This window comes from Pyxidicoccus sp. M15 (assembly GCF_056858435.1).
In genome coordinates, this window is the sequence record NZ_CM166495.1 from 3830319 (window position 1) to 3844449 (window position 14131).

The 14131-nt window shown below is 71.1% G+C and carries 3 protein-coding genes; all 3 read right to left on the reverse strand.

Translation table 11 applies throughout. The annotated features are described in order from the left end of the window. Positions 1 to 4: 4 nt before the first annotated feature. The gene (locus ACX9TP_RS14370) at positions 5 to 652 is read right to left on the reverse strand and encodes a cupin domain-containing protein (RefSeq protein WP_482980294.1); all 648 of its coding nucleotides are present in this window, start codon (positions 650 to 652) and stop codon (positions 5 to 7) included. A gap of 139 nt (positions 653 to 791) precedes the next feature. Beyond that, positions 792 to 2453, reverse strand: coding sequence for a class I adenylate-forming enzyme family protein (locus ACX9TP_RS14375; protein ID WP_482980295.1), 1662 nt, complete (start codon positions 2451 to 2453; stop codon positions 792 to 794). 34 nt (positions 2454 to 2487) lie between these two features. Further along, on the reverse strand, positions 2488 to 14124 hold the full coding sequence (locus ACX9TP_RS14380; protein WP_482980296.1) for an amino acid adenylation domain-containing protein: 11637 nt from the start codon (positions 14122 to 14124) through the stop codon (positions 2488 to 2490). Positions 14125 to 14131: the final 7 nt, after the last annotated feature.

Consider the following 14131-nt stretch of genomic DNA (forward strand, 5'->3'; position numbering starts at 1 on the left):
TGTGTCATTTGGTCCGGATCTCGTCGATCAGCCGGGCCGACAGGCCGTTGACCATGGTCCTGTTGATCATCGGGTGCGCTTCGTGCGTGGGGCCGAAGTCGCTGTCCGGGTGGTAGGCGACCACGGACATTTCGGAGTCCGTGGTGCGGAAGGAGTGCGGGCCTTCCGCGCGAATGACGAACACGCGGCCCGGCATGAGCGGGATGACCTCCGTGGGCGTGACGCATTCGCCATGCCCGCGAATCACCATGCCCACGCGCATCGACGGATGCGTGTGCTGCGTCTGGTCGATTCCGGGCGGGAAGTACAGCAGGTTGAAGCAGGCATCGCCCATCATTACCGGCGGAATCAGCAGCGAGTCGGTGCAGCCGTCGATGTACTTGAGCCGTCCGCGCGCCTCCACCGGACCGCCCACCTGGAAGAAGCCGTCATAGCCCAGCCGGGAGATGGCAATGCCCCGGCCGGTGCCGTGCACCACGGCCTCGCCGGGCGCGGAGAAATACATGCCGCCGCGCAGCTTGAAGGTGCCGGCGGCATGCTCCAGCGTCACCGTGCCGTCGTAGACGTAGCCGATGTGCGTGGCGCCGGACGGCAGCTGCAGCCGGTCTTCCGACCAGGCCCACAGCTGGGTGGAGAAGGTGTCGTCCTTCATGTCCGACAGCAGGCCGTGTGCAAGCGGAAAGGGAATGAAACTGTCTTGGTGGATGGCGTGCATGAGGTGGTGCTCCGGTTGAGACACGGGGGCGGTGCTTCGGACCGCGCCGGGATCGGCCGGGATGGCCTGGGGAGTGTCAGGTGCCTACGACGGGGTCGTTGCCAAAGTTGCGCCTGGCGTAGGCCTGGAATCGCTGCGCCAGCACGGCGCGCTTGATCTTGCCAGTGGGCGTCGCCGGGATGGGGTCGGCGCCGAACAGGACCACGCGCGGCCGGTAGCGGACGGAGCAGGACTTCACCGCGTCCAGTACCTTTCTTTCGTTGTCGGGCGTGCGGGGCACCACGAGGTACAGGCCAATCTCCTCGCCCGCCGCCTCGTTGGGAAAACCCGTCACGGCGAAGCGGCCGACGGCGCGCAGCACCTCCAGCTCGGCCTCGATGGCCAGCGGCGAGAGGTTCTCGCCGTAGCGGATGACGATCTCCTTCTTGCGGCCGGTGACGAAGATGTAGCGCTCGCCGCCGACCAGGGCGAAGAAACCCAGATCTCCGGTGCGCAGCGCGCCCTCGCCCAGGGCCGCCTCGGTCGCATCCTCGGCATCCCAGTAGCCGCGCATCAGGGTGTGGCCTGTCACCACGATCTCGCCCTCCTCCTCGGCGCCGGCGGGCGAGCCGTCCGCGCGGCGGATGCCGATGTCACAGCCGAACAGGGCCGGGCCGATGCTCGGCACCGCCCAGTGGCCCATGGAGCGCTCCCGGTCGGCGTCCGGGATATCCCAGGGAAGGGTGGCGGCGAAGTTCACGCATTCGCTCAGGCCGTAGCCCTGGTGGATGGGGATGCCCGTCTTGTCGACGAACTCGCGCGCCACCGTCTTGGGCAGCGGCGCGGCGGCCGAGGTCACGTACTTGAGGTCGGGCAGCGTATTGCGAGGCACCGGCATGCGCGAGAGCACGCGGATGATCTCCGGCACGAGCGAGATGACGTCCACGCGCTCCGAGCGGAGGATGTCCCAGACCGCCGCGCCCGGCAGGCCGGCGCTGAGCACGACATGGCTGCCCGCGTAGAGCGAGGCCACCATGGAGAAGCCGAAGGCGTTGGCGTGGAACAGCGGCAGCACGCACATGTGCACCCGGCGCCGCGCCAGGTCATGCACCCGCGCCAGGCCCTCCGCGTTGACCAGCAGGTTGTAGTGGCTCAGGCACACGCCCTTGGGCGCGGAGGTGGTGCCGGACGTGAACAGGATGACCGCCGGGTCGTCGGGCATCACGTCGCGCGCCGGCCACTCGAAGCCCGCGTCGCCGTCGGCCGCGAGCGGCAGGGCCGGCAGCGGCACCATGCCGCCCGGCCTGGCCGCGAGCAGCTCCTGCGACACCTCGCGGCCGGTGACCATGAGCCGGGAGCTGACCTTGTCGGCGATGAGCTGCAGCACGCGCGGCGATTCGGTGTTGCTCACGGGCACGGTCACCGCGCCCAGCGACATCAGCGCCAGGTGCGCGGCGAAGGCCTCCGGGCTGTTGGCGGACAGCACGATGACGCGGTCGCCGCGCTTGATGCCGTGCCCACGCGCGAACCAGTGCGCGAGCGCGCGGACCTGGCGCAGCAGCTCGGCGGCGTCGAAGTGCAGCACGCGCCGTTCCGCCTCGTACCACGTGAGCGCCGCCCCACCGTGTGCCGGCACGCCCGCCAGCACCTGGGGAAGGGTGGTCCTCTCGATCAACCGGTCTTCGGGGCCGCGGCCGCGGTAGCCGCGCGCGGCGGCGTGGCGCGACAGCGGCGGGATGGCCGATTCGGCATCGCTCATGGGGTTGCCTCCCGGCATTGCGTTTCTCCAAGGGTCATATGACGCCCGTCTCCTCGTCGTCCGCGTCCTGCGCGGCGGCGCCCGGCGGCGGCCCACCCTGGACGGACCAGCGCACGTTGGCGACGTATTCGGCCAGCGCCGCGAGCGTGCGGAGCTCGAACAGGGTGCGCAGCGGCAGGTCGATGCCAAACAGCTCGCGCAGCCGCGCCACCATCAGCGTGGCCAGCAACGAATGGCCGCCCAGGTCGAAGAAGCTGTCGAACGCGCCCACGCGCTCCACGCCCAGCACCTCGGCCCAGATCGCAGCCAGGCTTTGCTCCTCGGGTGTGCGCGGTGCCACGTACTCCGCCGCGCCGCCGCCCGGCGCTGGCAGGGCCTTCCAGTCAACGGTGCCGCGCGGCGTGCGCGGCAGTGCCTCCAGCACCACCACCGCGGACGGCAGCATGTGCCGCGGCAGCCGTCGCATGAGCGAGGCGCTCCATTCGGCGTCGCCCTCCGCCGCGCCGCCGGGCACGGCGGCATCCGCCACCACGTAGGCGGTCAGCCGCGGCTGGCCCTGCGCGTCCGCGCTCACGGCCACCACCGCCTCCGCGACGCGCGGATGCAGTCGCAGCGCCGCCTCGACCTCGCCGAGCTCCACCCAGCTGCGGGCGATGCGCGTCCGACGCGGCGGCTCCAGGAACTCCAGGGCACCGTCGGCACGCCGCCGTGCCAGCTCCCCCGTGCGGTAGAGGCGCTCGCCCTCCACGAAGGGCGACGGCAGGAAGTCTCGTGCCGTGCGGTCCGGCCGTGCCGCGTAGCCGCGCGCCCATTCGGCACCGCCCATGTACAGCTCGCCGTACACGCCCGCCGGCAGTGGCCTCAACCGCCGGTCCAGCACGTAGGCGCGCAGGCCCGGCGCGGACAGTCCGAGCCGCGCCCCCTGCGGGTCGGCCGGCAGCCTGGCCATGCCGTACAGGCTCACGTCCTCGGGCACGGCCGCCTCCGCCTCCTGCGGCGCCAGCAGCAGCCGGGCACCGGCGGCGAGAGGCTGCAGCAGGCCCTGCACGGACGGCTCGAAGCCGAAGGCCTGTTGGAGTGGCTCGCCCGCGGCGCCACGGTGCCGCGCCATCATGGCCAGCTGGTTCGCCAGCCCGCGGTGCGTGAGCATCACCATGCCCGCCGTGGCGGACGCATCCCAGGCCACGACCAGGCAGGCGAGGTGGTCGGGGCCCGTCACCCGGTCCACGGGCGTGTCCGGCAAGGCCGCGATGCGCTCCGCCAGCCCGGTCAGGTCCAGCGCTGGGCAGCCGTCTCGCGCCAGTGCATCGGCGTAGCCGTCCGTGCCGAGCACGAGCGCCGCCGCGCCGTCGGCCAGCAGGTCGCGCAGGTGCTCGGGTGGGTGGGCCGGGTCCAACGGAAGGCAGGCCAGGCCTGCCTTCAAGATGCCCAGGCACGCCGCGAGCGTGGCCGGCGACCGCTGCATCACCAGACCCACCACGGTTTCGGGCTCGAGGCCCAGCGTGCCCAGGTACCGGGCCAGCCGGTTCGACCACGCGTCCAGCGCGCCGTAGCCCAGGGTTTCGTCGTCCCAGACCAGGGCGACGGCGTCCGGGGCATGCCGCGCAACCAGCCGGTGGATGCAGTCGGCTTCCGGCCCGGACGCGGTGGCGTTCCATCCGACCAGCAGCTGGTGCCGCTCCTCGGCGCTCAGAAGCGCGAAGCCGGACACCGGCTGGTCTGGCTCGGCCACGGCCTCCGAGAGCAGCGCGACGTAGTGCGTGCCGAAGCGCTCGATGGTCGCGCGGTCGAACAGGTCGGTGGCGTATTCGAACTGGCAGACGACGTCGTCGTCATGCCCGTTCAGCCGCAGCATCAGCTCGAACCGCGCGCTCACCTCGTCACTGCCCAGGACCTCGGCGCGCAGGCCCGGCAGCTCCAGGAAGCCCGGCTGGTTCTCGGTGAGGAAGGAGTTGATCATCACCTGGAAGAGGGGAGGGCGCGAGAGGTCGCGCACGGGGTTGAGCTCCTCCACCAGCTTCTCGAACGGCAGGTCCTGGTGCGCGTAGGCCTGCAGCGCAGTCTCCTTCGCCCGCGCCACCAGCGTGCGGAACGCCGGGTCTCCCGACACGTCGGTGCGCAGCACCAGCATGTTCACGAAGAAGCCAATCAGCCCTTCGGTGCGCCGGTCCGTGCGGCCGGCCACCGGTGTGCCAATCACGATGTCTTCCTGCCCGCTCCAGCGGGCAAGCAGGTGCTGGAAGCCCGCCAGCAGCACCATGAACAGCGTCGCCCCTTCCGCGCGCGCCAGCGCCTGCAGCTGCCCGGTCAGCGCCCTGGGCAGCGCGAACGACGCGCTCGCGCCCCGGAAGCTCTGCACCGGCGGGCGTGGATGGTCCAGCGGCAGGTCCAACGCGGCGGGAGCGCCCGCGAGCCGCTGCTTCCAGTAGGTGACCTGCTTCTCCAGCGACTCGCCCTGCAGCCAGCCGCGCTGCCACAGGGCGTAGTCGGCGTACTGCACCGGCAGCTCCGGCAGCGGCGACTCCCGGCCCTGCGAATACGCGGTGTACAGCGCGCCCAGCTCGCGGATCAGCACCCCCAGCGACCAGCCGTCGCTGACGATGTGGTGCATCACCACCACGACGATGTGCTCCTCCGGCGCCAGGCGCAGCAGCGCGGCATGGAAGAGCGACCCCTTGGCGAGGTCGAAGCGCCTGCCCACCGCCGCGTGTATGGCGCGCTGCGCCTCCTCCTTGCGTGCGGCCGCCGGCAGCGAGGACAGGTCGATGCGCTCCAGCGCGAAGCGGCCGGGCGGCTCGATGAGCTGCTCGATGGTCTCGTCGTCGGCCGCGAAGCGCGTGCGCAACGCCTCGTGGCGTCGCACGATCTCCGCCAGCGTGCTCGCGAAGGCCTGGCCGTCCAGCGCGCCGACGAAGCGCACGGCGCCCGTGATGTTGTAGGCCGCGCCCAGCGACTCGATCTGCTCCAGCAGCCACAGCCGCTCCTGCGCATAGGACAACGGCAGGCGGGTAGGGCGGCGCTGCACCGCGAGCGGTGGCACGTCCAGCCCCTGGCCCTCGCGCAGGGCCGCGTTCAGGGCCGCGCTGAGTGCACCCAGGTGCGGCGTCTCGAACAGGGTGCGCAGCGGCAGCTCGACGCCGAAGGTGTCGCGCAGCCGCGCCGCCACCTGCGTCGCCAGCAGCGAATGGCCACCCAGCTCGAAGAAGTTGTCCCCTGCGCCCACCCGCGCGACCTGGAGCACGTCCGACCAGATGGCGGCCACGGCCTCCTCGGTGGGCGTGCGAGGCGCGACGTAGACGCGCTCCTCACCCGAGATGTCGGGCGCTGGCAGCGCCTTGCGGTCGATCTTGCCGTTGGGCGTGAGCGGCAGGCGCTCCAGCAGCACGATGTGCGAGGGCAGCATGTAGTGCGGAAGCGTTCCCTGCAGCGCCACGCGCAGCTGCGCCGCGTCGCGCGCCTCGGGCTCGCAGACCGCGTAGGCGACCAGTCGTTTGTCGCCGGGGCGGTCCTCGCGAGCCATCACCAGCGCCTGCCGTACACCGGGCACCGAGGACAGCGCCGCCTCAATCTCCCCCAGCTCGATGCGGTAGCCGCGCACCTTGACCTGCTCGTCCAAGCGCCCCAGGTACTCCAGCCCTCCGCCCTCCAGCCGCCGGGCCGCATCTCCCGTGCGGTACATGCGCTCGCCCGCTTCCGCGTGCGGATTGGGGATGAAGCGCTCCGCCGTCAGCTCCGGCCGCCGCAAATAGCCGCGCGCCAGCCCGGCCCCGGCCACGTACAGCTCTCCCGCCACCCCCGGCGGTACCGGCTCCAAGCGCGCGTCCAGCACGTACGCGCGCAGGTCTCCAATGGGTACGCCAATCAGGCTCGCGCTCTTCTCCGCGTCCTGGGGGCCCACCGCGTAGTACGTCACATGCACCGTGGTCTCGGTGATGCCGTACATATTCACCAGCAGCGGCTTGTCCGCCGCGTGCCGCTCGTACCAGGGCTTGAGCCGCTGGAAGTCCAGTCGCTCGCCGCCGAACACCACGCTTCGGAGCGCCAGCGGCTGCGGCCGCTGCCCATCCGCCTCGAGCAGTTGGTAGAATGCCGAGGGCGTCTGGTTGAGCACCGTGACGCCTTCGTTGGAGAGCAGCTCCAGGAAGGCAGGCGGCGAGCGCCTCACGGCGTCGGGGACGATGACGACCCGCCCGCCATACAGCAGCGCGCCCCAGATTTCCCACACGGAGAAGTCGAAGGCGAGCGAGTGGAAGAAGGTCCACACGTCGCGCTCGCTGAAGCCGAATGGCTGCGTCGCCTGGAACAGGCGCAGCACGTTGCCGTGCTGCAGCAGCGCGCCCTTGGGCCGGCCCGTGGAGCCGGAGGTGTAGATGACGTAGGCCAGGTGGTGCGGACCGCTGAGCGGCTCGGGGTTGGCGTCGGGCAACCGCGCCACCGAGTCCCAATCACGGTCCAGACACCACAGCGGCTGGCGCGCGCCGGCCAGCCGCTCCAGGAAGGCCTGCTGGGTGAGCACCAGGGCGGGCCGGGCGTCGTCCAGCATGCCCAGCAGACGCTGGGCCGGGTAGTCCGGGTCCAGCGGGAGGTAGGCACCGCCGGCCTTGAGGATGGCCAGCATGGCGACCAGCATGTCGATGCCGCGCGAGGCGCACAGGCCGACGAGCACGTCGGGCCCGACGCCCTGGGAGCGCAGGTGGTGAGCCAGCCGGTTGGAGCGGGCGTTGAGCTCGCCGTAGCCCAGCGAGCGGCCCTCGTGGGTGAGGGCCACCGCCTGGGGCCTTCGGGCCGCCTGCGCCTCGAACAGCCCGTGCAGCGTGCCTTCCACCTCGTAACGTGACGCCGCGTTGCACGCCGCCAGCAGTGCCTTGCGCTCCTCGCCATCCAGCAATGGCAGGCGCGAGATGCGCGTAGCCGGCGCGTCGCAGGCGGCCTCGGCCAGGCACTCCAGGTGGTGGTGCCAGCGCGCGAGGGTCGCCGCGTCGAACAGGTCGGTGTTGTAGACGTAGTCGACCAGGAGCCGGTCGCCCGTCAGTCGCATCTCGACCTTGATTTCGAAGTCGGCCTGCACGCCCAGGTCGCTCGGCCGGTTGGCGATGCGCAGGCCCTCGGCCGAGGTGACCTCCTCGAGTGCGCCGCCCAGCTCCGCGTCGTCGAAGAAGTTGAGCACCACCTGTGCGTAGGGCAGGTACGAGGCGTCGCGGCTGGCCACGAGATGCGTGAGCACCAGCTCGAACGGCAGCGGATAGTCGTGCACCGAGAGCACCTGTCGCGCGGTGGCGGCCAGCACGTCGGCGAACGAGCTGTCCTCGCCGACGGTGCTGCGCAGCGTGACGATGTTCGCGAAGATGCCGATCAGGTTCTCCGTGCCGTAGGGCCGATTGGCCGACAGGCTGCCCAGGCTCAGGTCGTTCTGCCCCGTCAGGCGGTGGAACAGCGCCTTGAACGCCGCCGCCATGACCATGAACAGGGTCGCGCGCGAGGCGCCGCCCAGGGCCGTGAGGCGCCGGGTCAGCGCGGGCGACAGCGCGGCGCGGTGCGTCCGCCCGCGGTAGGTCATGGCCGCCGGACGCGGCCGGTCGGTCGGCAGCGGCATCAGGTCGGGGACGCCCGCGAGCTGCTCCTTCCAGTAGTCGAGTTGCTCGCGCAGCACCGGGCCCGTGAGCTGTCGGCGCTCCCAATCGCAGTAGTCGGCGTACTGGATGGGCAGCGGCGCGAGCGGCAGGCCGTCGTAGAGCCGCATCACCTCCTCCAGCAGCACCCGGAGCGACCAGCCGTCGTAGAGGATGTGGTGCAGCGTGAGCAGCAGCACGTGCGCACCCTCGGAGGCCTTGAGCAGGCGCACGCGGAACAGTGGCCCCTGCTCCAGGTGGAAGGGCGTGGCCGCTTCCTCGCGAATCGCGCGCGCGACGGCGTCGTTCGCCTGCGCCGCGCCGAGCCCGCTGAAGTCCTCCACCGCCATGCGCAGGGGCGCTGGCGGCGCAATCACCTGCTCGGGTACGCCGGAGCGGTGGGTGAAGGTGGTGCGCAGCGGCTCGTGGCGCGCCACCAGCATGTCGAAGGCGCGCGCGAGGCGCCGTGCGTCCCAGGCACCGGACAGCGTGAGCGCCGCCGGCATGCTGTAGGACAGGACACCGGGCTGGTACTGCTCCAGGAACCAGAAGCGGTTCTGCGCGTAGGACAGCGGCGCCGTGCCCTGGCGCGGCACCGGTTCGATGCGCGCCGTCACCCGCTTGCGCGTGCCGCGCCCGGCCTCGATGCGCGCGGCCAGCTCGGCCACGCTGGGCGCCTCGAACAGGGCACGGAGCTGCAGCTCCACCTCCAGCTGCGCGCGCACCTTGGAAATCACGCGCGTGGCCAGCAGCGAATGGCCGCCCAGGTCGAAGAAGTTGTCGTGGATGCCCACGCGGTCCAGGCCCAGCACTTCCGCCCAGATGCGCGCGGTGGCCTCCTCCATGGGGGTGCGCGGCGCGACGTAGCCTGCCTCGCCCCGCGTGAGGTCGGGTGCGGGCAGCGCCTTCTTGTTCACCTTGCCATTGGGCGTGAGCGGCAGCGCGTCCAGCACGACCACGTGCGCCGGCACCATGTACGCCGGCAGCTGCTCGCGCAGCCGCTCCAGCACCGTGTGCTGCAACCCGGCCTGCCGCTCCTCCGAGTACGGCTCGTGCGCCAGCGCGCGCAGCGACGCGTCGTCCGCGCCCGCCACCGGGTACAGCGCCGACCAGTCGATGGCGCGCGGCGCGCGCAGGAACACCGCGTGCAGCCCTCCCTCGCCGCCCGAGGCGAGCGCGAAACGCACGGTGTAGCCCCGCTCCGCGGCCAGCGCCTCCAGACGTGCCGGGTCCACACCCGGCAGGGGCTGGGTGTCCAGCTCGCGCGCGAGCTCGGCCGCCGTCGCCTCGTCGGCCATCCGGTGCAGCAGGCCCTGCGCCGCGCGCATCGAGGCGAGCCGCGCCTGCGGGATGTCGCGCACGGCCAGGCAGGGCGGCGCCTCGCGCGCGAGTCGCTGGCGCACGGCCTCCTCGCTCTCCCAGCCCTGCCAGTCCGGCGCGAGCCCGGCTGCCGCCTGGCCGACGGAGATGACCACGTCGTAGCGGAAGCGCGTCAGCTCGTTGTCCACCTGGCCGCGCTTGGGCAGCACCGTGACGCCGCTGATGCGCGGGAAGCGTCGGCGCAGCGCGAAGAAGTACGCCGGGTCGACCAGCAGCTCGGCCTCGCGGCGCGCGTTCTGCGTCGCGAGCTGCCGCAGCTCGCCGACGCGGGCGTCCGGCTCGGCCTGGTGCAGGGCCATGGAGGCGTGGAGCAGCTCCAGCAGCCCGGCGTGTCGGAGGTCGCCCACGAACACGTGGCCGGACGTGCCGAGCTGTCCGAGCGCGCCCTCCAGCACGGTGGTCAGGTAGGCCAGGCTCGGGAAGTACTGCGCCACCGAGTTGAGCACCACGGTGTCGAAGGGCCCGCCGGGCAGGTCGCTCAGCGCATCCGCCGGGCGCTGCAACAGCGAGATTTCACAGGGCAGGGGCTCGCGCGCGGCCAGTCCGCGGCGCACCTTGTCCAGCACCACGCCAGAGAGGTCGGTGCCGCAGTACCGCGTGCACGACGGCGCGAGCCGGTGCAGCAGCAGGCCGGTACCGCAGCCGAGCTCCAACACCCGCTCGGGTTCGAGCGCGCGGATGCGCGCCACCGTCTGGTCCACCCACTCGTGCATCTGCGCGGCCGGGATGGGCTGGCGGTCGTAGCTGCTGGTCCAGCCCGAGAGGTCGAAGGTCAGGTCGTCCGGCGTGGCCGTCTGGCCGTAGATCTGGTCGAACACCTGGTTCATGCCGGCGACCTGCTCGGCCTCGGCGAACGGCGCCTCCGCGCGGCGTTGGAGCAGGCCCACGTGTGGCGTGGCACGCCCGTTCGCGTGTGCCTGCGCGTCGCGCTCGCGCACGGCATAGAGCTGGTAGACGCCCGTGCCCTGCATGGCGCGCTTCTGGTGCACCACGCAGCCGAAGCCGTGGCCCGCCAGCAGTCGGCGGATGGTGTCGACGCGGCCGTCGATGTCGTGCGTCTCGATGACCAGCTGGCGGATCTTCTGCCAGTCGCCGGGCTCGATACCCGACAGCACGTCGAGCTCGCTCTTCTCGACATCGAGCTTCAACAGGTCGATGCGCTCCACGCCGGTGTCGCGGATGGCCTGCGACAGCGTGATGATACGGCAGGGATAGACCTCGGCCTCGAACTTGCCCTCCAGCAGCTCGTCCAGATAGGAGCCAGCCTCCGCCGACTGGTTCTTCAGGAACCGCTCGGTGAGCGCCCGTTCGGTCCGGGCATCCGCGTACAGGCCCGAGTTGACGGACATGTTGCGGTAGTAGTGGATCTGGGTGGTCTGCTCCCGGTTGGACAGGCCGAAAGGCATCGCGGTGGCGCCCGGCGCGTGGAGCGCCACGTTGCGGGCCATCACGTCGAACACCGGCGGCACCGGCTCGAAGGAGTAGACGCGGGGGCGGGCACAGCGGTCGTGCACGAACAGCGTGAACAGGCCGATGTTGGCGCCGACGTCGAACACCACGCAGTCGTCCTCCAGCGTGATGCCGTTCTGCAGGTAGACCTCCTCCTCGAAGATCTCCTCGAACACGGCACGCGTCTCGTGCTGGTTGAGGTGGGCGATGCGGATGCCGTTGGGCAGCTCGTAGCGGTCCCGCGCGTCCTCCTCCTGCGCGCTCGGCACCACGTAGGCGACCAGCCGCTTGTCGCCGGGGCGGTCCTCGCGAGCCATCACCAGCGCCTGCCGTACACCGGGCACCGAGGACAGCGCCGCCTCAATCTCCCCCAGCTCGATGCGGTAGCCGCGCACCTTGACCTGCTCGTCCAACCGCCCCAGGTACTCCAGCCCCCCGCCCGCCAGCCGCCGCGCCGCGTCTCCCGTGCGGTACATCCGCTCGCCGGCTTCCGCGTGCGGATTGGGGATGAAGCGCTCCGCCGTCAGCTCCGGCCGCCTCAAATAGCCGCGCGCCAGCCCGGCCCCGGCCACGTACAGCTCTCCCGCCACCCCCGGCGGTACCGGCTCCAAGCGCGCGTCCAGCACGTATGCGCGCAGGTCTCCAATGGGCACGCCAATCAGGCTCGCGCTCTTCTGCGCGTCCTGGGGGCCCACCGCGTAGTACGTCACATGCACCGTGGTCTCGGTGATGCCGTACATATTCACCAGCAGCGGCTTGTCCGCCGCGTGCCGCTCGTACCAGGGCTTGAGCCGCTGGAAGTCCAGCCGCTCGCCGCCGAACACCACGCTGCGGAGCGCCAGCGGCTGCGGCCGCTGCCCGTCCGCCTCGAGCAGTTGGTAGAAGGCCGAGGGCGTCTGGTTGAGCACCGTGACGCCTTCGTTGGAGAGCAGCTCCAGGAAGGCAGGCGGCGAGCGCCTCACCGCGTCGGGCACGATGACGACCCGCCCGCCATACAGCAGCGCGCCCCAGATTTCCCACACGGAGAAGTCGAAGGCGAGCGAGTGGAAGAAGGTCCACACGTCGCGCTCGCTGAAGCCGAATGGCTGCGTCGCCTGGAACAGGCGCAGCACGTTGCCGTGCTGCAGCAGCGCGCCCTTGGGCCGGCCCGTGGAGCCGGAGGTGTAGATGACGTAGGCCAGGTGCTGCGGACCGCTGAGCGGCTCGGGGTTGGCGTCGGGCAACCGCGCCACCGAGTCCCAGTCGCGGTCCAGGCACCACAGCGGCTGGCGCGCGCCGGCCAGCCGCTCCAGGAAGGCCTGCTGGGTGAGCACCAGGGCGGGCCGGGCGTCGTCCAGCATGCCCAGCAGACGCTGGGCCGGGTAGTCCGGGTCCAGCGGGAGGTAGGCACCGCCGGCCTTGAGGATGGCCAGCATGGCGACCAGCATGTCGATGCCGCGCGAGGCGCACAGGCCGACGAGCACGTCGGGCCCGACGCCCTGGGAGCGCAGGTGGTGGGCCAGCCGGTTGGAGCGGGCGTTGAGCTCGCCGTAGCCCAGCGAGCGGCCCTCGTGGGTGAGGGCCACCGCCTGGGGCCTTCGGGCCGCCTGCGCCTCGAACAGCCCGTGCAGCGTGCCTTCCACCTCGTAGCGCGACGCCGCGTTGCACGCCGCCAGCAGCGCCTTGCGCTCCTCGCCATCCAGCAATGGCAGACGCGAGATGGGCGTCTGAGGCCGCGCGACCGCGGCCTCCACCAGCACCAGGAAGTGCCGCGCCATGCGTTCGATGGTCGAGCGGTCGAACAGGTCGGTGCTGTATTCGATGATGGACCGCAGCCGCTCGCCCTCCTCCGTGAAGAAGAAGGTGAGGTCGAACTTGGCGGTCTTGCTGTGCGCCCCGTCGAGCTCCAACACCAGATTCGACAGGGACAGCCGGCCCATGGGCGCGTTCTGCAGGCCCAGCATCACCTGGAACAGCGGCGTGTGGCTCAGATGCCGCTCCGGCGCCAATACGTCCACCAGCTGCTCGAAGGGCAGGTCCTGGTGGGCATAGGCCTCCATCGCCGTGCGCCGCACCTGCTCCACGAGGTCCAGGAAGCTCGGGTCGGCCTCCATGCGCGTGCGCAGCACCAGGGTGTTGACGAAGAAGCCAATCAGGGGCTCGATTTCGCCGCGCGTGCGGTTGGCAATGGCCGTTCCGATGCAGACGTCGCGCTGGCCGCTATAGCGCGCCAGCAGGACATTGAGCGCGGCGGCCAGCGGCATGAAAAGCGTGCCGCCGGAGCGCAGGCCCAGTGCGCGCAAGCCCGCGGTGACCGAGGGCGGCACCTCGAAGGAATGCGTGTCGCCACGGTAGCTCTGCGTCGCCGGCCGGGGCCGGTCGGTGGGCAGTGCAAGCAGCGTGGGCGCGCCGTCCAGCTTTGCCTTCCAGTACGACACCTGCCTGTCCAGCTCCTCGCCGGACAGCACCTGGCGCTGCCACTGGGCAAAATCCGCATACTGGATTTGCAGCTCGGGAAGGGGCGAAGGGCTCTTCTGCGCGAACGCCGCGTAGAGCATGCCCATCTCACGCATCAGCACGCCCATCGACCAGCCGTCGGCGACGATGTGATGCAGCGTGAGCAGCACCAGATGTTCGCCTGCTTCCAGCCGCAGCAGCCTGACGCGGATCGGCGGTCCTTCGACCAGGTCGAACGGCGTGCGCGCCTCTTCCTGCATTCGCGCCAGGGCCTGGGTTTCCCGCTGGTCGCCTGGCAGCGCGCTCAGGTCCTCCTGCGCCAGTGTCAGCGTCAGGTGCGGCACGATCTGCTGGAATGGCGTGCCGTCAATCATGACGAAGCGGGTGCGCAGGGCTTCATGGCGCCGCACGACTTCATTCAGGCTTGCATGCAGCGCCGCGATATCGAGCAGGCCGCGCATCCGCACGGTCAGCGGGATGTTGTAGAACGGGTTTCCAGGCTCCAGCTCATTCAAGAACCACAGCCGCTGCTGGGAGAACGAGAGCGGAAGCGGCTTGTCGCGCGCGACGCGCACCAGTGGCGCCCGCTCCCCGCTCTTCGCGTTGCGCGCGCCCAGAAAGGCAATCAGCGCATCGCGGTTCGCGCGAATGCGCTCGCGCAGCTCGCTGCTGATTCTGCCTTTGGGCGAGCCGAGCCTGAGATTCGAGCCATCGACCGCAATCGTTGCGCCGACCTCGGCGAGCTCGGTCAGGATGTCGTCGATCGGGGTGCGGGGAGCGGTATCGGACGATGACACGGAGAAG

Coding starts and splice junctions, on each gene's coding strand:
- ACX9TP_RS14375 (WP_482980295.1), bottom strand. CDS start 2,453: ATGAGCGATGCCGAATCGGCCATCCCGCCGCTGTCGCGCCACGCCGCC.
- ACX9TP_RS14370 (WP_482980294.1), bottom strand. CDS start 652: ATGAAGGACGACACCTTCTCCACCCAGCTGTGGGCCTGGTCGGAAGAC.